At 61.0% G+C, this 20,127-nt stretch carries 14 protein-coding genes and 1 tRNA gene; 4 read left to right on the top strand and 11 right to left on the bottom strand.

Annotation, left to right across the window (positions count from 1 at the left end):
• The first annotated feature begins 155 nt into the window (after nucleotides 1–155).
• Nucleotides 156–1,343: a murein L,D-transpeptidase family protein gene (locus tag AZF01_RS01530; protein WP_024707811.1), complete on the top strand. Its 1,188-nt coding sequence runs from the start codon at nucleotides 156–158 to the stop codon at nucleotides 1,341–1,343.
• Nucleotides 1,340–1,591, top strand: a complete 252-nt coding sequence (locus AZF01_RS01535; RefSeq protein WP_024707812.1) for a sulfurtransferase TusA family protein — start codon at nucleotides 1,340–1,342, stop codon at nucleotides 1,589–1,591. The genes AZF01_RS01530 and AZF01_RS01535 overlap by 4 nt, the downstream gene beginning before the upstream one ends.
• 50 nt (nucleotides 1,592–1,641) lie before the next feature.
• Here AZF01_RS01535 and AZF01_RS01540 read toward each other — a convergent pair whose 3' ends face one another.
• Together AZF01_RS01540 and AZF01_RS01545 are read right to left on the bottom strand one after the other, a co-directional pair.
• Entirely contained in the window at nucleotides 1,642–2,730 is a 1,089-nt protein-coding gene (locus AZF01_RS01540) for a GTP-binding protein (protein ID WP_024707813.1), read from the bottom strand.
• A gap of 9 nt (nucleotides 2,731–2,739) precedes the next feature.
• On the bottom strand, nucleotides 2,740–3,879 hold the full coding sequence (locus AZF01_RS01545) for a D-alanyl-D-alanine carboxypeptidase family protein (RefSeq protein ID WP_081725761.1): 1,140 nt from the start codon (nucleotides 3,877–3,879) through the stop codon (nucleotides 2,740–2,742).
• Nucleotides 3,880–4,025: 146 nt separating this feature from the next.
• On the opposite strand from AZF01_RS01545, the gene AZF01_RS01550 reads away from it, so the two are divergent.
• Together AZF01_RS01550 and AZF01_RS01555 are read left to right on the top strand one after the other, a co-directional pair.
• The gene (locus AZF01_RS01550; protein ID WP_024707815.1) at nucleotides 4,026–5,189 is read left to right on the top strand and encodes a M20 aminoacylase family protein; all 1,164 of its coding nucleotides are present in this window, start codon (nucleotides 4,026–4,028) and stop codon (nucleotides 5,187–5,189) included.
• Between the two features lie 69 nt (nucleotides 5,190–5,258).
• A tRNA-Arg gene (locus AZF01_RS01555) sits at nucleotides 5,259–5,335 on the top strand.
• A 599-nt stretch (nucleotides 5,336–5,934) separates the two neighbouring features.
• Here AZF01_RS01555 and AZF01_RS01560 read toward each other — a convergent pair.
• From AZF01_RS01560 to AZF01_RS01600, 9 genes are all read right to left on the bottom strand, one after another.
• Entirely contained in the window at nucleotides 5,935–8,127 is a 2,193-nt protein-coding gene (locus tag AZF01_RS01560) for a hypothetical protein (protein ID WP_024707816.1), read from the bottom strand.
• Nucleotides 8,117–8,425: a hypothetical protein gene (locus AZF01_RS01565; RefSeq protein WP_024707817.1), complete on the bottom strand. Its 309-nt coding sequence runs from the start codon at nucleotides 8,423–8,425 to the stop codon at nucleotides 8,117–8,119. Before AZF01_RS01565 ends, AZF01_RS01560 begins: the two co-directional genes overlap by 11 nt.
• Nucleotides 8,426–8,430: 5 nt before the next feature.
• Nucleotides 8,431–8,649, bottom strand: a complete 219-nt coding sequence (locus AZF01_RS01570) for an AlpA family transcriptional regulator (RefSeq protein WP_024707818.1) — start codon at nucleotides 8,647–8,649, stop codon at nucleotides 8,431–8,433.
• Between the two features lie 129 nt (nucleotides 8,650–8,778).
• On the bottom strand, nucleotides 8,779–9,873 hold the full coding sequence (locus AZF01_RS01575; RefSeq protein WP_024707819.1) for a hypothetical protein: 1,095 nt from the start codon (nucleotides 9,871–9,873) through the stop codon (nucleotides 8,779–8,781).
• 565 nt (nucleotides 9,874–10,438) lie between these two features.
• Entirely contained in the window at nucleotides 10,439–11,812 is a 1,374-nt protein-coding gene (locus AZF01_RS01580) for an NAD-dependent succinate-semialdehyde dehydrogenase (RefSeq protein WP_024707820.1), read from the bottom strand.
• A 44-nt stretch (nucleotides 11,813–11,856) separates the two neighbouring features.
• Nucleotides 11,857–12,618 (bottom strand): hypothetical protein, encoded by a 762-nt coding sequence (locus AZF01_RS01585; protein ID WP_024707821.1) that lies wholly within the window; start codon nucleotides 12,616–12,618, stop codon nucleotides 11,857–11,859.
• Between the two features lie 153 nt (nucleotides 12,619–12,771).
• A complete protein-coding gene (locus AZF01_RS01590; RefSeq protein WP_024707822.1) occupies nucleotides 12,772–13,230 on the bottom strand; it encodes a pyridoxamine 5'-phosphate oxidase family protein in 459 nt (152 codons plus the stop codon).
• Between the two features lie 642 nt (nucleotides 13,231–13,872).
• The gene (locus AZF01_RS01595; RefSeq protein ID WP_081725762.1) at nucleotides 13,873–15,129 is read right to left on the bottom strand and encodes a serine hydrolase; all 1,257 of its coding nucleotides are present in this window, start codon (nucleotides 15,127–15,129) and stop codon (nucleotides 13,873–13,875) included.
• A 62-nt stretch (nucleotides 15,130–15,191) separates the two neighbouring features.
• Nucleotides 15,192–19,745, bottom strand: a complete 4,554-nt coding sequence (locus tag AZF01_RS01600) for an autotransporter domain-containing protein (protein ID WP_197489628.1) — start codon at nucleotides 19,743–19,745, stop codon at nucleotides 15,192–15,194.
• Nucleotides 19,746–20,127 lie beyond the last annotated feature (382 nt).

Consider the following 20,127-nt stretch of genomic DNA (forward strand, 5'->3'; position numbering starts at 1 on the left):
CCTTGCGGCAATGCCGGAAAGGTGAGGAGACGCCCGGTTGCGCGGGGCCTCTGAAACGGTTAACGCTTTCTTGAAGTTTGGCTGTGCATTATGATCATTGATCGCGCAACGGCCGAGACGTTGCGTTTCGAGGCAAAATCCGGCAGGTTCTATCCATGCGTTTGAACGTCCTGGCCCCCATGGTTTTCGCCACACTGGCGCTGACGGGCTGCAACAGCTTTTTTGACAGTACCGACTTCTCCACTGTGCAGGAGAAGATGAACTACGCTTTGCCATCTGCCATGGTCGCAAAGATGCGCGCCCAGGACATGGACAAGCTCGCGCCGATCACCATCCGGATCTTCAAGGAAGAGGGCATTCTCGAGATCTGGAAGCAGAAGCGCGACGGCACCTATGGCGAGCTCGAAACCTACGAGATCTGCGCCTGGTCCGGCAAGCTCGGCCCGAAGAAGAAGGAAGGCGACCGCCAGGCGCCCGAGGGCTTCTATCCGCTGTCCAAGGGGCTTCTCAACCCCTATTCCCAGTATTTCCTCGCCATCAATACCGGATATCCGAACCGCTACGACCGCGCCAACAGGCTGACCGGGTCCGACCTGATGATCCATGGCGCCTGCTCCTCGCGCGGCTGCTATTCGATGACCGACGAGCAGATCCTCGAGATCTTCGCTTTTGCCCGCGACGCCTTTTCCGGCGGCCAGCAGGCGATCATGCTGCAGGCCTATCCCTTCCGCATGACCGCGGAAAACATGGTGCGCCACCGCTTCAACGAGAACTATCCCTTCTGGCAGATGCTGAAGGAGGGCTATGACTATTTCGAAGTGACCAGGCAGGTTCCCGATGTCGATGTCTGCGGCGGCAAATACGTCTTCAACAAGGATCCCGCCAATGGCGGGTCGCTTGCCTCCGACCAGTCCTGCCCGGCGCTTGCCTCCAATATCCCCTCGCAATACATGATGGCGCTGGCCGACTACCGCACCGATTACCAGGACGCTTTCGAAAAGGCGCTGGCGAAGAATGACGACAAGGTCTGGCTTGATCCGAGCGAGGCGGAGCGCAAGGCCCTCGTTGCCGACAAGCGCGAGGACCCGACCGATCCACTCTACCAGCCGACGGGCTCCTCGCTCGAGGCCGGTCGCTACGTCACGATCGAGCAATACCGTCTGACGAAATACGGCCCGCTGGAAACGCCTGAAGTCGACACCGCGACCCAGACCGCCGCCATCCCTGAGGCCCCCGCCGAGATGCCGGCCGTCTCCGATGTGCCGATCCCGCAGAGAAGCCCGATGGCGGCCTATGCGGAGGAGCCGCAGAAGAAGGACAAGCCCTTCTGGAAGTTCTGGTGAGTGCGGCCGGACGGACAGCGGATGTCTATGATCTTCGCGGGCTGAAATGCCCGCTGCCTGCGTTGAAGGCCGGGAAGCGCCTGGCCCGACTTGCGCCGGGCGCGGTTCTGGCGATCGAGACCAGCGATCCGCTGGCCGTGATTGATATTCCGCATTTGTGCAATGAGAACGGCCACCGGTTGATCGCTTCGGAAACGACGCAAACCGGCCACCGCTTTGTGATCGAACGCGGAAAGCACGATGCGTAGATTCAATAGGTTAGAGCGTCCCTTGTGCGTTCGAATAGACGCAAGGCGCTCTAGTATTTGAAGCCGAAGGCCGAAAGCGGGTTGTCTTCGAGCGCCGTCCGGTCTGGCCGGTCGATGCCGGGCCGGTCGAGATAGGTCTCGAACAGCTCCCGCACCGCGGTTTCCGCGAGATCGCTGGTGATCACGACAAGACGCGTTGCCGGCGTTTCCTCCCATGCCTCAAGCCGGGTTGCGGGATAGACCGTGTCGCGCACGCCGTGAACCACGAGCGGCCGGTCGTCGCCGGCAAGCGCCACCACGCCCTTCAGCCGCAGCAGTCTGTCACCGTATTCGGCGGCGAGCCGGTGCTGGAAAGCCGCGATGACCGCCGGCGATGCCAGCCTGCCGGCCGTGAGCGCAAAGGCCCGGATGTGCGCGCCATGCCGGTTGACGTCGTGGTGATGGTGGTGATGGGCGCCGCCATCCCTTTCCGCAGATAGCCACTCGCCGACGGAAGCGCTCTTGAGGGCAGCGTCGAAAAGCCCGCTGACTAGCAGCGCGGGCGTGGACGCGGCCGCGTCGGAAGCATCCATGATCTCGGCCATCGGGTTCAGCGTCTTCAAGCTTTCCACGAGATCACCACGCGCTTCGGGTTCTGAAAGATCGGTCTTTGTGATGACCAGCCGGTCTGCGACGGCTGCCTGGCGCGCGGCCTCTTCATGGCGGGAAAGGGTCTCGGGGCCTGTCAGAGCGTCAACGAGGGTGACGACGCCGTCTATGCGGAAGGTGGCGGCAATCGCCGGATGGGCCATGATGGCAAGCAGCACGGGCACAGGATCGGCGAGACCCGTGGTTTCGATGATCACCCGGCTGACCGGCTTCACCTTTTCCGTCTGGATCCTGTCGAGGAGATCGGCGAGCGTGTCGATCAGTTCGCCGCGCACCGTGCAGCAAAGACACCCGTTGGACAGCTCGATGATCGAATCGCCGGAACTCTGGACCAGAAGATGATCGATGCCGACCTCGCCGAACTCGTTGATGATGACGGCGGCATCCTGGAGCGCCGGGTCCTTCAGCAGGCGGTTGAGCAGCGTCGACTTGCCGGCGCCGAGAAAGCCGGTGACGATCGAGACGGGAATGGGGGATGGGGGATTATACATCGGATGCGTCTACTGCACGGGGCGGGCATAGGGCAGGGGAACGGAACTCAGGTTTTCGAGCGACGATGCCGCCATTTCCGTATCATTGGGCAGGCGATAGGCATCGACGGTCGGATACTCTTTCACAAGCGGCTTCAGATAGGGCGAGGAGAACATCAGATTGCCGTCGTCGTCGCGCAGGATCACCCGGTTTTCGGCTGCTTCCGCGCTGCAGATCTGGCTGGTGACGTCGGCGACAGGCCGGTCGGGCGCGGCCGGCGGCAGGTAGCTGTCAAGTCGCGGCCCGTCGCGGTCGCCCGTGGTCAGTCCGGTCTGCAGCAGTTCCGCGGCCTTTTCCGCGCGGGCGGGCACGCTCGGCGCGCCGAAGGCGACGGCGACCACCTCGCGGCCGTTGCGTTTTGCGAACGAGACCTGGTTGTAGCCGGAAGCGCAGACGAAGCCCGTCTTCATGCCGGTTGCACCGTCGAAATTGCCGATGAGGAGATTGGTGTTGCGGTATTTGCCGCTGTCGCTGGCAATGCCGGGAATGGTGAAATAATAGAGATATTCGGGAAAGGTCTTCTCGATGGCGATGGCAAGGACCGCCATGTCGCGCGCGGTCGTGTACTGGCCGGGCTGGGGGTTGCTCATCGAGTTCATGCCGTTGGCGTTGACGAAATGCGTGTCCGTCATGCCGAGTGCTTTCGCCGTTTCGTTCATCCGCTTGACGAAGGCCTCGCGCCCGCCGATTGCGTGTTCGGCAACGGCGCGCGCGGCATCATTGGCCGAATGCACCAGCATCATCTTCAGCGCGGTGTCGACGGTGACCCGCGTGCCGGGCGCGAAATACATCTTCGAGGCGGGCTCGTTTGCCGCCGCCGCCGAGAAGGTGATCGCGGCCTGCGGATCGAGGCGGCCGGCCTTCATGTCTTCGAATACAAGATAGGCGGTCATCAGCTTGGCGAGCGAAGCCGGATACCAGCGCTTGAACGGTTCCTCGGCGGCAAGCACGCGCTCAGTATTGGCATCGACCACGATATAGGGGCTGGCGCGCGCAGGACCTGCCGCCGCCGCGAGGGCGAGCGTTATCGCAACCAGCCACAGGGCGATCAGGGCCTGAAACGGACCCTGGAACCGGCCTTGGAGCCGGCGTTGTGCGGGTCTTGTCATCTGCAACACGAAACTGTCTCCACTTGCCTGATGCGCTCTATCGATATACGCCTTGAAGGATGAAATCCTTGTGCGCGCGCTTTCGCGGTCCCACATGTATTACCGTCTTTTACAATGAATTTTAGAAAATTGCAGGGGTATGCTTAATGCCGGTGTTGAACAGTGCCGCCCAGATCCGTGACGAGGCCACGACATGGCGGCGGTTTCTCCATCAGCATCCCGAACTCCTCTATGATGTCCAAAATACGGCTGCCTTCGTCGCCGCGCAATTGCGGTCCTTCGGCGTGGATGAGGTTGTCGAGGGGATCGGCGGGACGGGCGTCGTGGGCGTGATCCGCGGCAGCCGCGAAGGCGACCGGACGATCGGCCTCAGGGCCGATATGGACGCGCTGCCGATCGTCGAGAAGAGCGGCAGGGATTGGACGTCGAAGGTAAACGGCAGGATGCATGCCTGCGGCCATGACGGCCACATGGCCATGCTTCTGGGCGCTGCGAAACTGCTGACGGAAACCCGCAATTTCGCCGGCCGCATCGCGCTGATCTTCCAGCCGGCGGAAGAGGGCGGCGGCGGCGGCAAGGCGATGATCGACGACGGGCTGATGGAACGTTTCGCTATCGCGGAAGTCTACGGCATGCACAATTATCCCGGCATGCCGGTCGGCCGGTTCGCCTCCCGCGTCGGGCCCATCATGGCGGCGACGGACGAGTTCAGGATCCTCATCAGGGGCGATGGCGGCCATGCGGCCCAGCCGCAGAAATCGGTCGACCCGATCATCATCGGCAGCCAGATCGTCAACGCGATGCAGACGATCGTTTCGCGCAACGCCGATCCGGTGAGCCCGCTCGTCGTCTCGATTACGGAATTTCACGCAGGCTTCGCCCATAACGTCATTTCCGGCGAGGCCGAATTGGGCGGAACGGTCCGCTCCTTCACGCCGGAAAACCGTGATCTCGCCGAGCGCCGGATCAGGGAGATTGCCGAGATGACGGCGCTTTCCCACGGGGGACTGGCGGAGGTGACCTACACGCGCAACTACCCGCCGACGGTCAATCACCCGGAGGAAACGTTTCACGCCCTTGCCGCGGCAAAATCCGTCGCCGGCGAGGACAAGGTGGCCGACGATTTCGCGCCGTGGACGGCGGCGGAGGATTTCTCCTACATGCTCGAAGCGCGGCCCGGCGCCTTCATCCTGATCGGCAACGGCGACACGGCCGAATTGCACAATGCCGAATATGATTTCAACGACGAAGCGCTTCCCTACGGCATGTCCTACTGGGTCCGGCTTGCCGAGGCGCGCCTCGCCGGCTGAGAAACATCGCAGCATTGATGCAAATCGGGGCTTTTCACGAGGCCTCGGCTTTTGTATTGAGAGGCAAGTGGTCCCGTAGCTCAGCAGGATAGAGCATCAGATTCCTAATCTGAGGGTCACGCGTTCGAATCGCGTCGGGATCACCATTTTTTCTTATTTATTTCAATTATTTACGAATGTCGTACTCCTCGCGTCTTTTTCGAAAAATTTCCGGGTAAGCGCAGGGTAAGCAGCAGGATCGATTTCAAGGCGGTTCCGTGACGGCTCGTGTTGTCAAAACCCAAAACCCTTTTGATTCTATAAAATTGGCGCTGTCATCGCCGTCATCACTGTCATTCCATAATCTATTCAATAGGTTGACCGTGACAGCCTCGCTCAGATCTCCGTCATGTGCCTGTCATCCACCCGGCGGCGGCTTGCGAGGCTGTCTAGGCCGCGGCTTTTCTCCCGCGTACGACACAACGCTGCCGGGCCGTGTGGTGCTGATCCGGTCACCCGTGGTGCAGGCATAACGTGTGGAAATAGCTTGAGTTTAGCCGAAACGACCCCGAGCGTTGAGACTTTAGGCTTTGTATCCGGTCTCAGGCTGGCCCGACCGCGCGGTGCCAAATACCCGCATGGCAGAGTGACACAGGAAGGACCCACGCTCCTTCTGACAGCCGCTGTCTGGTGCGGACGATCAAAACAAAGGGGCGCGGGGGAAGACCGCCTGCGGGCGGCTATGACCGAAGCAGCAAAGCTGGCTTCAGACACCGGTCTCTTCGTTTGGGTGCGCAGACGAAAGTGGCCGGATGATGATCATGCGACCTTCTGCCGTCCGGCTGTCAGTGACGGCATAGCCTTCGCTCCGGAGCAGCGGCGCTGCCCGACGGACGAGCGTGCCGAGCGTTGCCGCTGTCGATGGCCATACCCGCATGTTCTTGATCGCCGGCGCTGCATGCTCGTTGAGAACTTCCAGGAGATGCGTGGCTGTCCCGCTGAAGCCGGTCGCACGATGCCGCTTGATGATGCGGATCAGTTCGCTGCCGAAGGGATCGTTCTCAAGCGCGACCTTAGCGGCATCGGTCCTGCTCAGACGATAGGCTTCGAGGAACTGGCCTGGCTCCCAGCCAAAAGCCGGAGAGCAGGCTTCGATCCATTCGGCGAAGTCGGCCATGCGTGGCGGGTTTGCGAGCTTGACCGATGCCCGGCGACTCAGTCCCTCCGAGACGGCATCGAGCAGCGCCCCCAAGAGGTATGGTCGCATCCGCTCCAGCTCCTCCTTCAGATGCCGCTCGGTCTGCCGCTCCTCTTCCGGGATGCGCGGCAGATGGATGGCGATGGCACGGTCGGAGAGGTCGGCCCGTCCTGTCAGATCCGGGATACCGTTCAGGATGACGGGGCGCTGCGCCTCAAGCACGATCTGCTCGTTGTCGGTATGCAGTGCACGGGTCGCAAAGCCACCACCTGTCGAAAGCCTGCAGAGCGAATCCGAGAACCAGTTGGCGACGCTCGACATGTTGTCGAAGGCAAGCACATGGCCGTTCTTGGCGGCAATGACCAGATCCCGTTCATCCTTCGATACCGTGCGCTTCTTGCCGATCTCGGCATCGATCAGGTTGGCAAGCAGGTCGGTGACCGAACTCTTGCCGCTGCCCTGCTCGCCGCTGACGCAGAGAAGCGGGTAGGGGCCTTCCGGCCGGAGAGCTGCAACCAGCCATGCTGTGACCAGCATCAGGTCCTGCTCGCTGCCGACATTGATGAATGGCTTCAGGTCTCTGTAGCCGGCGCCCCTCTGTGGCTCGGGCAGGGCACGCGCGGACGCAGAGCGCAGAAACTTCACATGCGGAAATTGGCCGACCGTCCAGCGCCCCTTCGTTACTCGTACTGCCCGCCAGTCCTGATCGCAGAGATCGAGGAAGTAATCTCCATCATGGGCGCCGACACGCCTGAAGGTCGGGTAGCATGCTCCGCTCTGAGCTTTTGCCTCCATGATCCTGATCGTGTCATCAAGCGCCGAGCTTCCAAGGGCTTCGCCGGTCTTCTCGTAGTAGATGCCGGCCACATAGGATTTGAAGAAGCGATGCCTGACAGGCCAATGCTCGAAGTGATCGCCGGTCGGATAGGTCACATGGCTTTCGCGATCCGGATCGTGCCAGAACTCGGTCTCGTCCGGCAGAAAGTCAAAGGCCGAGGGCTTCTTCGTGCGCTGCTTCTTTGGCTCGGCCGCGCCCTCCGCTTCACCATCGTCAGCACCACTGGCAGAAACCGACACACCAGCCTCGTCAGAAGCCTGGATCAGCGCCTGCAGCTGGGCATCCATCCAGCCTTCAGCAAAGGCGTCGGCTGCATCAAAGCCAGCGGGCAATCCCTCCGGCAGACGCATGACCGAGACGGACGCGGCACCTGCCTGCGCCAGGCATTGCATAACGGCCTCTGCATAGGCCGCACCGGGTTCATCTGCATCGGGCCAGATGATGACACGACGGCCGGAGAGCGGAGACCAGTCGGCCTTGCGGGCACTCTTTGATCCATTCGGCGATGTCGTGACGACGAAGCCGGGAAGCATTGCCGCCGCCGCATCCGCGGCCTTCTCACCCTCGGTTACGATGACAGCGGCCTTCGGTTCCGCCTCCAGCCCATCCAGCCGGTAAAGCGGCCGTGGTTCGGGAAGGCCTTTCCAGCGCCAGGCATTGGCACCGGTTTGTTCGTCCCTGCCATAGCTCAGCGGCAGGAACTGCTTTCCCTCATCGGTATCGAAACGGCAGGCGATGAACAGCAGCTTTCCGGAAGCGTTCCGGTAGCACCAGCGCTGCGACGGCGTACCGAGCCGTGAGTGTCGGACCGGCGGCGGTGCTGCATTCTCCGGAACCGGAGCGACTGCCGTCCAGCCAGAGGCGGGAGCAGCAACTGCCGAAGTGGCGTTACGCTCAACGGGAGCGAAAGGATCATTCCTCATAGAGCGACACCTCCAGGGCTTCGGCAAGCCGACGTGCGGCTTCGCCCTGATCGTCATTGGTGAACAGATAGGCTGCAAGCGAGATCAGATCGCGCCCGCGGTCGCCAGTGGCGAAATCGGCCCAACGCCCTGAGAGGATGTTGACGCGGAAGCTGCCAGGTTTGCGATCGGCACGCCTCGGATTGCGTGCCGTCCATTCATGACCAAGCCGCCGTCCGTCCGGCAGCCAGCGGGATAAAAGAAGCGGCGCATTTGACAGCGCCGCACGGTTGATATGATCGAAAGCGATTTTCCTCAAGGCCGTTAACCCCTCTGGCTTGTCGAGGTGAGGGTGTTGGCGCTCAGCCAGGCGGTTATGTCGCGGCGCTTGTAGCGCACCGACTTGCCGATCTTGACGAAGGGGGGTCCACCGCCACGCAGGCGCCATGCCTGCAGGGTGCGGGCCGAGACGGACAGCAGTTCGCATGTCAGCGTTTCCGTCATCAGAAAGTCTGGATCGAGGGAGAGGGGAGATTGCTGCATCTTGCGGCTCCTTGTGATTGGGAGCCGCCAAAATGACGATGGAGCCGAATTGAATCCGCCAGCCATTTGCAGTTCGTTTTTCCGGATTGGCTGCTAAAGTTTAGCCGGACTGACAAGGCCTAAAGTCATTCACCGGTACTGCGCGAACAGCTGGGCTTCGACATGAGCACAAAGCGCTGCAAAGGCATCCTGCAGGCCGCGTACCGCAAACGGGATGTCCTCCGGAACACGGACCTCCCAGCTGGCAAAGTTTGCTGCCACCGTGTTCGCCCGGTTACGGACGTCAGTACCGGGCTCTTCATTCCAGAACACGCTCTCGCAGCTATCGAGGAAATCCATGAAGGTGTTGTTGCTCTGTGTCGGTGCTGCCCCCGTAATGAAGAGCCAGAGCAGGCCGGCCACATGCATGAAGTAGAGCCGGTCAAACCGCGCAGGCGCTCCTGCCGGGTTCCGGGTCTCGAACTTCAGCCGCTCGCTCTCTTCCTCCAGCGCGCGACACCACTCAGCGATATGACTGATCTGGCGCGGGTCCATCAGTTCATGCAACCTGTAGCTCGACTTGAACCGCCAGAGATGCTCATCCGCCCGCTCTCGGTGGCGTTTGGCAAGGCTCTCGTCCTCAATCAGTTGGATGGGAAACGTCTTCTCAGGGACATCCACCAACTGCAGCGCCTCAAGCGCAACCTGCAGGCTGAACAGTTTGCTCTGGATGTCGGAGGCAAGCTTCTCGACATCGGCGAACTGGGCCGAAAGATCGCGGTTCGCACTGGCTCCGTCAAGGATACGCTCGACATCCTCAAACGCTGCAAAGATTGCGACCCGGCAGAACCAGTATGTGCATTCCCCGTGTTCGCTGATGATATTGCGGTGAACGGCGGCTTCCATCAATTGCTCGATAGTCCGCTCATAGCCGAAGGGCTCGCGAGGGCGTTCGTTCTTTTCCCAGCAGGGCGGAAGATATTCTAGCGTTACATCGCGACGGAAGCCGCCAAACAGGCGTGTGCCGAGCGCCAGTAGCCGCTGAGCGCGGTCCAGTTGCTCGTAATCCTTTGCAGTGTTGGCCGCATCCTGAAGCGACTGCAATGTCGACCCGGCATATTGCTCGTCAGCCGTTACAAGGGCTGACCATTGGGAGCTGTTCTGCTTCGGGCGAGATTGGTTGTGCACGATGTTACCGGTGTTCGCAAGGATGAAGGACGTCGCCCACCTTTTCGGATTGATCATAAGTTCTAAACACGAATAGCAATGCTTTTAAGCCAAGCAAGATCAATACGCGAACATTGGGGGTGTTCGGAAGCTAGAGGGTCTTTTTCCACCTCTACAAGATCTTGGCGATAAGTCCGAAACAGGGCCGCTAGAAGACAGCTCCTCGTTGGGCGAAAGCTCAGGCAAGGCAGGGGACGATCAGATGAGATTGCTGTAAATCAGAGGTTCGCAGAAAGGCACTTCCACAAGGCATGTAGACTGGAGCGAAAGAATCTCTGGAAGGTCGTGGATCAGCAACAAAGGGGCCGATTCCTGCAAGTCCGCTTCGTACATCAACGTCTGCGGAAGCGGACCTTTGTTCGCGGACGATCAGGGGCTCAGGCCATTGTTGCTGAAATTCGTTTTCCCTTTGACCGTGTGCAGGACGATCTGCGCATAGAGCTTTTCGGTTGTTCCGTCTCAACGCGCTTGAGACAGAACACTCCGCCAAGGTAAGCCTCAGCTTCTAACCCCTTGCCACAAAAAGCGGGTGCGCCGCATAGAAAAGGGCCGGGTTTCCGGCCCTTTTCGGTGTCCTGGTCGATCAGCCGATCCGGATCGACTTGATGTTGACGAACTCCTTCAGCCCTTCCGGACCGTGCTCGCGGCCATAGCCGGAGGTCTTCACGCCGCCGAAGGGCATGGTCGGGTAGGCGACATCGAACGTGTTGATGAACACCATGCCGGTGTCGAAATGCTCCGCCGCCAGTTTGCGGGCGCGCTCGACATCCCTGCTGAAAATGCCGCCGCCGAGACCGTAGCGGCTACTGTTTGCGATCCGCATCGCATCCTGTTCATCCTTGGCGCGGATAATGGATGCGGCGGGCCCGAACATTTCATCCTTGTAGGCGGGCTGACCGGGCGCGACCTCGGCGAGCGCGGTTGCCGGATAGAACCAGCCCTTGCGATCCGGGATCTTGCCGCCGGCCACAAGCCGGGCACCTTTCTTGATGCTTTCCTCGACCTGTTTATGCAGCTTGTCGCGCTGCTCCTCGGTCACCATCGGGCCGAGCTCGGTTTCGTCCTCGGAAGGATCGCCCACCTTGATGTCCTCGAAGGCCTCGGCATAAGCCTTGACGAAGGCGTCGTAATTCTTCTCGGTCACGATGAAGCGCTTGGCGTTCACGCAGGTCTGGCCGTTATTGTAGATACGGCCCTGAACGCAGGTCTTTACCGCAAGGTCGAGGTCGGCGTCGTCGAGCACCAGATAGGCGTCGTTGGAGCCGAGCTCCAGCACGGTCTTCTTGACCAGTTCGGCAGCCTTGCCGGCCACGGCCCGCCCGGCCTTGTCGCTGCCCGTCAACGTCACGCCGCGCACGCGCTCGTCCTCGATGATCCTGTCCGACTGGTCGTGCGAGATCAGGAGAACGCCGAACAGCCCCTTGGGCAGGCCGGCCCGCTCATAGAGATCGCGCAGGAACAGGCCGCTGCCGGTGCAGGCCGAGGCATGTTTCAGCAACACGCCATTGCCGGCCATCAGGCTGGCAATCGAATAGCGCACAGCCTGATAGGCGGGAAAGTTCCACGGCTGGATGCCGTAGACAACCCCGATCGGCGAATGGGTGACGATGCCCATGCCGCTGTCGACCTCGCGTTCCTCGTCCGCCAGCGTGTCCGGACCGATCTTGGCGGTGTAATCGCAGATCGCCGCGCAGAGCTCGACCTCTTCACGACTGTCCTTGAGCAGCTTGCCGACCTCATCGGTCATCAGCTTGGCGAACGCGTCCTTTGACTTGCGCATCTCCTCGGCAATGGCCGCGATCACCGTTGCACGTTCCTCAAGCGGTTTCAGGCGCCATTCGAGAAACGCCGTGTGGCTGGCTTCAACGACCGCCGATGCTTCCTCGTCCGACATCTGCGGATAGGATTCGAGCTCTTCTTCAGTCAGCGGATTGATGGTCGTCAGAGAATTGGACATGGGAATGTTTCCTCGTGTTTCGGTTTTTCGCCTGGCAACGAACATCAACCGTGTTCGCTGCGGTGTTTGGAAAGGGTTGTCTCGACGGCCGCCAGGGCCTTGAGGACCTCGCTTCGCCAGCCGTCCCGCGGCAGCTTGCGGATGGAGGAGTGGGCGGCGCAGACGACGGGTGTTCCGGCCCAGTCCTCGGCGATGTCGCGCGCCCATCGCGCATAGTCGTCGGCAGCGCCGGGCCGCTTCTGCAGGGCCTTTGAAAGCTGCGGATGGAACTTCAGTTTCGATTGCGGCAGGATCTTTCCGAGCAAACCGGGCGCGGCCAGCACGTTGATCGTGTCGTCGACATGGACGATGCCACTCTGCCGGTCACGAACCAGCACCGAGGCGACATGGACGCTGTCGTCGTCGCAGACAAAGTCGACGCCCTCAGGCACGGAAAATGCAAGATCCTCGGCAAAGGTCTTCTGTGTCGCGGCACCCTCGATAAATCCCGCTTCCCAGGGCAGATCCGGCGCCTGCCTGTGGTGGCGGCGCGTGCCGAACAGACGGGCGTGAGGCAGAAGCGCGTGGATGGCGGCGCAATGAAGCGTGTGGAAAGGGTGAACGTTGAGAACGGCCTCGATCGCGCGACCGCCATCCGTCAGCGAAAGCAGTGCGTCGCGATCGCCATCATCAAGGTCATAGCTGTCGAGAAGCAGGAACGTCCCGTTGGTCCGCCGCACGAGCGACATGTGGGTGCCGAGATTGATGACCTTGGCGACTTTGAGATCGCCGCGGAAAGTCCATAAATTGGAGGCCAGTTGCTGCATCGCGCGGCTTATCCTTCGGTCCCGATGACGGCCTCGCTGTCGAAACCATCAATGTTCAAATGGGTGGAGACGGGTGTATGTTCCAACGCAGGATGCGCCATCACGATGGCGCATCCTGAGACGGCCAGATGCCGCTTGATCAAAACGGATATGCTAAAAGCGGACCTCGAAATGATCGCCCATATCGGGATGTTCATCCGTTACCTTGGCCTTGGCGATCTGGATAGCGAAGCCGATCGCGCCTTTTGTCGCCCAGACTTCCGCAAAGTCCGGCGAAAAACGGATCAGCCGGATATCGGGGTCGTCGATGCCTTCGAACCAGCTCGAGGCGACCGGGTCCCAGAGCTCTTCGAGCTTTTCCCGATCTTCAGCCAGGGCGGACTGACCTTCCACGCGAGCGTGCATCTCGCCATTGCCCGTGACGATAAGCGAGCTTTCGGTCTCGCCGCCCTCGATCGCCTTCACCAGATCGGTGCCCCGCGCGGTGATAAACCAGATCACCCCTTCCTTTTCACTGGGATAAGGCGACATCGGCACATGCCGGGCAGACCCGATGCCGAGCATTGCAGCGCGAACATCGTCCATCTCTTTCCAGAATTTGGATTTTGACATCGTCTTCTCCTTCGGAGCGATAAACGTCTTCCGCCTTGAAAAGGTTGCTGCCAAAATTTCGAATAGAGGATCTCGCGCGAATGTTTTGGACCGCGCGGAAGTGTGACGCTTCCGCTCAGCGGATTGGTGTCGCGATGGTGACGACCGCCGGCGGTCCAATAAATGGGCGCACTGCAGCCTCAAGTGTCCGTCGTTGAATGATTATGGACAGAATGGGTTCTGGCTGTCGATGCCGGATGGCCAGCGGCCCGACGCTTGCTCTACCGTCTTCCAGAAGCGCTTCGTTAAAGACTGCCCACCCGACGCGGCTCTGTTTGTGCGATGAACACTCCGGTCAGCGCGATTGCCACCACCACCCCGATCCACACTCCGTGAAGACCCGATCCGAGGATAAAGCCGGCAACGACAGGGCTTGCAATGCCGTCACCGCAACGAGGGATTGGATCGCGCCCGTGACAACGCCTCGCCGTGCCTGAGGAACCTGGACGGAGAGGGCCGCCATGAAGGTCGGGCGCGAGAGCACGATGCCAGTGCTGATGCAAAGCACGGCAAAGGCGAGCGTTGGAATATTGGATGCCAAGCCCGCAGCACGACAATCAGATTACGTTCGCTGAAGTGCTCGCTGATGGGATTGCAATTGCCTCACGGGGCTGCCGTACCGCCAAGAAGAGGCGCTACTGCATTGAAAATGCGCATGGCAGGCAAGGAGCACGCAATGCCGTGCGTATTGGAGGGTAGAACCTCAGCCTCGCCGCAATCGCCCGAAGGAATGTCGCTGTTGGTTTGTATGGCCACGGTCGTGTCGGTTTGTGTATTGTAATAGACGACGGTGGTGTATCCCGGCAGTTCACCGGTATGTCCGACCCAGCCATCGGTGCAACGCAGCGCCAGGCCATAGTCTGCGGGCCCCTGGAAAGAGCGCAGCCGGTGTTCCTGCGATTTTGCGTCAAGAAGGCCGTGACCGGTTGCCAGAGCCCTGCCATAGGCGAGCAGGTCATCGACATCTGAAATGATTTCGCCAGCGGTCCAAAGCGATGCTGGGTTCCAGTTGGTGGCGTCCAGCGGGGCTTCGGGGGTCGCGTCATAACCTTGCAGCGAGATACCGCGCGCGTATGGTGCTGGGATTGCGGTCTGCCTGCCTGGCCAGACCGTGTTTTCCAGACCGAGCGGTTCGAAGATCATTGTTCTCAGGGCTGTCTCGACCGGTTGACCGGTGACCTTCTCTATCACCATTCCAAGCAGGATCGTGTTGGTGTTGGAATAGTCATATTCAGAACCGGGTGCGAACAGCGGAGACTTCTCGACGGCGTAGGCTACCAGATCCTCCGGTGAGAAAAACATGTTCGGGTCTTCAAGGTACAAGTCCACAAACCGCTCCGAGGCGGTGTAGCTGGCAACACCGCTCGTCATGTTTGCCAGTTGTCGCAGCGTGATTTCATCGCCGTTCGGAATGCCCGTGACATAGGCGCCAATCGTGTCGTCCAGCGAAAGAAGGCCGTCTTCAGCGAGTTGCAGAATAACGGTTCCCGTGAAGGTCTTTGTGACCGAACCGATGCGGGTGTGCATGCCCGGCGCCATCTGCGCGCCTGTGCCGGGATCGGCGATGCCAACCCCCTTTACCCATGAGCCTTCAGGCGTGCGCGCGCCGACAATCGCGCCGGGCGCTGCAGTCTGGTGCAGCGCCTTTGTCACGGCAGCGTCGAGCCTTGACGCAAGCGCTTCGGAGAGGCGCTTCGAACTTGCCGCCTGTTCAGCCGGAATCGACAGGATGCGGTCGACATCCTGCACGCACGCTTCTGCAGCAACGGCCGTTTCGATACCGCCTGAGGTCAGCAGAAGCAGTGTCAGGAGCGGCAGGCTGCTTCGTTTCAGAAGATCGCATGAGACGGATGCTGGCATTTCAAGAACCCCTTTGATGTTGCGAGCGATTGTGCATGCCCGGCCCATGCTGCTTTGCCGATCTAGAAGCGAAGGTCGAAACGCATGCTGAAATTGTGATCCTGCACCCCTTCAGCAAGCTGCCCGTCATAGCCTAAGGAGAGGCTTGCTTCGTTGCTGAGGTCGAAGGACAGACCGACCCCGAGCAGAGCCGCGTCCCGGGCCGTCGGAACACCGGAGATCCCGAAATCGCTGCCGCCATTGAAAGCCATCATCGAGGTCCCGTTGAGATCGCCATAGGCGCGCTGCCAACCGGCATGGCCGGAAAGGCGCGCCGCCGTTTCATCGAGCATGATATCGCGGCTGGCGCGGAGACCGAGCGTCGTGGTCCACAGATCCTGGGTTTGCGATGCCGCGTGGAGCGCCGCCATACCGCCTGTTTCGGAAAATCCATCGGTCTTCAGGTTGACATAGGATGCCGCCGCGAAAGGCTGCAGATATCCGGCCTCGTCTCCGAACCGCCAGCCGGTTTCGGCAAAGGCCTGCAGCGTTTGGGCATCATAGTCGGCGTTCAGCTGTTCGCTCAGCCCGACAAAGGAGACGGTCCGCTTGGTGGTGATTGCATGGTGGCCGTAGGAGCCGCCGAAGCTGAAACTGAACGGACCGGTCTGTGTGCTTCCATACCCGCCGACATAGTAGCTGTCGGTATCGGCTGAGGCCGTGAACCCCTTCTCGTCGATCGAGGCATTCATGTAGCCTGCGGCAAGGCCGAACAGCCAGTCCTGACCGACACGGGCATCGCCGCCGAACAGGGCTCCGCCGCCGGACGTATCGACGGTATGGGCATTGCCATCGCCCTGATAGCGCCCGAGCCCGCCCAGAGCATCGAACCAGACCGATACCTGATCGGCTGCCAGCGCTTCGCCGTTTTGCGCAGCGCCCTCAGCGCCGTTCGTGGCAAAGGCGGCATCGATCCGGGAGAGAATTGCCCTTTCGACCTGTCTTGGCTCGTCGCGCAAAACGGTATTGGCAGAGGCATGGATTTCGCCGGACAGCGCATCGAATATTTGAGGTGCCTCATTCTCGTAGAGCCCGAGGATCGCCCGATAAAGCGCGGTGTCGGGCGAGAGGCTGTCCAGGCCCGCTGCCGTTGCTTTCTGATTTGGCGTTCTTGCCTCATCGACAAAATCGACATCATTTCGCTGAAGCGTCAGATAGACGCTGGCGGCGTCATAGCCGAGATAGGAGTCGAGAAAGGCAAAATTGTCGGTCACGCTGCCGAAACCACCCGTGACACCGCCTTCGGCCGTCACCACGGTATAGACATTGATTGGATCATAGCCGGAGCCGGTATCGCCGGACCGATCCGCCAGGACGACGAGATCTGCGCCCTTGTCTATCGTTGCCGCGCCCGCGACCTTGAGCAGGTCGTTGTTGATGCCGGCTTCCGTGCCCGCGTCATTGACCTCGACCTGGTAGACCGCGCCGGCGCCAAGGCCAAGATCGCCGGCGACATTCATTGTCCCGATGGAATTGCCCGGCGCGACCACGCCGGAAACCACCGTATCCCCGACCGTACCGGAGCCGGCAAGCATGGCGACGGAGGCGACATTGACCGCGCCGGTAACGCCATTGACCACCAGCTTGCCGCCGAACACATCCGTGCCGCCGGTATAGCTGCTTTTGCCCGTCAGTATGGTCGTGCCGGAATAGACCTCGACACTGCCCGCGCCGGTAATAGCAGGCGCGAAGACGTAATCCGGGTTGGTATGGTTGAAGACGATTTTGCCGCTGCGCGTGCCGAAGTCGATCAGTGACGTATCGACTGCGCCCGCGGAGACAGCCGTCTCGCCTGCCGCGGCACCAATGTTCAGCCTTCCCTGTGTCCCGATCGAGAAGGCGTCCTTGGCGCGAACCGTGCCGCCATCGGCAACCGTCAGCACACCGGAGGCCCCAACGCGGCCGACTTTCATCGAACCGGTGGTCCAGAGCGATCCGGCGCCGGTGACCGTTGCCGTGCCTCTCGTCCATGCGGACTGTCCGAGCGTGGCTGTTCCGCTGGTAACGGCGCCGCCATTCTCGACCGCAAGCGTGCTGCCGACAATCGACCCGATGACCAGTGATCCGCCGGTCCCGGTGGAAAGACGCGATCCTTCTCCGGTAACCGTGATGCTGCCCGCCGGCAAGGAAAGCGATGCGCTGCCGACAGCAATCTTGCCCGACGCGTTGACGCCGCCGCCGCCGCTGATCACGAGCGCTCCGGAACCAGTGCGTCCGACGTTCAGATCACCGTCTATTGTCCACAAGGCTGCCGAACCAGTGACATCGACGCGGCCATCCTCGCCGGTGATAGTTCCAATGAAGCCGGAACCGCTTGCAAACGCATTGTTGATCGCAAGCGTGCCGGAGGCAATGCGCACATCGCCGCTATAGGCGCTGGTTGCCCCTGTCAGCCGAAGGCGTGCGGGTCCATAGAGCGCCAGCGTGCCGGAGCCGGTGAAGCTGCCGGCAAACGCCGTATCTTCATTCTGGCTGACCGACAGTTTGGCTGTTCCGAGGTCGACTGTGCCGCCGGTCCCCGAAAGCCTCGACATCATGAGATCATTGTCGTTGAGATCGAGCACACCGCCATTGACAGTGTAGGCCCCGCCTTGTGCAAAGGCGAGCAGCGAGCCTGCCCGCAGAATGCCGCCCTCGACCGTGGTTTCGCCGGTATAGATGTTGTTGCCGAACAGAGTGGTCGTGCCGGAATGGGCTTCGATGCCACCCGTGCCCTTGAGATCGGGGAAAAACGTGTAATCCGTATCGGTGTGGTTGAAGACGATCTTGCCGCTGCCCGTGCCGAAATCAATCAGCAATGTGTCGACATTGCCAGCCGCGACAGCCGTATCGCCTGCCGCCGCACCGATGTTCAAAGTTCCCTGTGACCCGATGGTGAACGCGTCCGTGGCGCGAACCGTGCCGCCATCGGCAACCCTCAGAACCCCGGTGGCGCCGGCACTTCCGACTTTCATCGAACCGGTGGTCCAGAGCGAACCGGTCCCGCTGACCGTCGCCGCGCCTCTCGTCCATGCGGACTGTCCGAGCGTGGCTGTTCCGCTGGTAACAGCGCCGCCATTTTCGACCGCAAGCGTGCTGCCGACAATCGACCCGATGACCAGTGATCCGCCGGTCCCGGTGGAAAGACGCGATCCTTCTCCGGTAACCGTGATGCTGCCCGCCGGCAAGGAAAGCGATGCGCTGCCGACAGCAATCTTGCCCGACGCGTTGACGCCGCCGCCGCCGCTGATCACGAGCGCTCCGGAACCAGTGCGTCCGACGTTCAGATCACCGTCTATTGTCCACAAGGCTGCCGAACCAGTGACATCGACGCGGCCATCCTCGCCGGTGACAGTTCCAATGAAGCCGGACCCGCTTGCAAACGCATTGTTGATCGCAAGCGTGCCGGAGGCAATGCGGACATCGCCGCTATAGGCGCTGGTCGCCCCTGTCAGTTTAAGTCCGCCGGTCCCATCAAGCGTCAGCGTGCCGGAGCCGGAGAAGTTGCCGGCAAACGCCGTGTCGGCATCCTGGCTGATCGTGAGCCTGCCTGTTCCCAGACCGATCGTGCCGCCGGCTCCCGAAAGCGTGGACACGGTGAGATCATGGCCGTTGAGATCGAGCATGCCGCCATTGACCGTGTAGGCCGTATTGTCCGCAAAACCGAGGGGTGCGCCCGCCCGCAGGGTGCCACCTTCGATCAATGTACCGCCTGTATAGGTGTTCGTGCCGGTCAAAATGGTCGTGCCGGAATAGACTTCGACGCCACCCGCGCCGCTGATATCGGGCGCAAAGGCATAAGCACTGTCGGTGTGATTGAAGACGATGCTGCCGTCACCCGCGCCGAAGACGATCGCACCGGTTTGCAGCGTGCCGGCGGCGCCTGCCGTCTCACCGGCCGCCGCCCCAATGTTGAGCGTGCCAGTAGTGCCGCTTTCCCTGGCGATCTCAACGCGATCATTGGCGATGACGTTTGCGCTGTCAGCAACCGTCAGGATACCGGCTCCACGATCGCCGACGACCAGCACGCCTCCGGTGCTTGTCCACGTCGTCCCCGCGCCGGAAACAATGGCCGTGCCCGAACTTCCAGTGTCTTCGCCAATGACACTGGAGGCTGCTACAATCGCTCCGCCGCCTGACAGGTTCAGGGTACCGGTGCCTTCGACGCCCAGGGACAATTTGCCGGTGAGTTCGATTTTTGAACCAGCGCCAGACAGATTCACGGCCCCTTGCACAGGACTATCTACGCCGAGAACCATGTCCTTTCCGGTCATCGAGCCGCGATCCGCGATGGTTGCCACGCCGTTGCCGGCCCAGCCGACCCGCATAATATCGAAGCCATACCAACGCGATCCGGCGCCGGTGATCGTTGCAGTGCCACGTAGATTGGTGCCGATATTGGAGATCGGAGCCGTTACCGTGCCCCCTCTTGAAATCGTCAGTGAGGCAGGGGCCTTCGCCCCTACCGAAACAAACCTTAGGTCTGAAAGTGCTTTGCCGTATGGCCCGCCGTCGATGCCGTCGACGGTAACATCAGTGTCGATGAAAACGCCGGCAAGCGCTGGCACCGAGAGGACGGCAAACGCGGTCGAAGCCAACAAAGCCAATTTGGGAGCAGCTTGGAACGCACGTTTGGCCACTCCCTTTGGGCGACTGCGGGAGCGCATGGATGTGCGAACTGTTGTCGTCGTCGGTTGGCCTTGCCGCATAATCGCTCCGCTGGAATTATCTGGTGGAACCAGGCTCTCGAAGCGGCTTCGACGACCGGAAAACCGTGCCGAACTGCTCACAAAACAAAGCTCCGTCGGCGCTTATTGTTCAGCAAGCCAATGATTGGAATCCCCTGATCAGGGGTTTTGACGCGCAGGTCCGGAAGCCCTAAACGGTTTCGTATCGAGCATTTGGCCCTACAGCTTTATTGCTGCGTTGAGGACTGCGAGATATCGCACTCGCCGGGGACAAAAGGCTCGGGCTATATCA

The organism is Martelella sp. AD-3, from assembly GCF_001578105.1.
Lineage (GTDB): Bacteria > Pseudomonadota > Alphaproteobacteria > Rhizobiales > Rhizobiaceae > Martelella.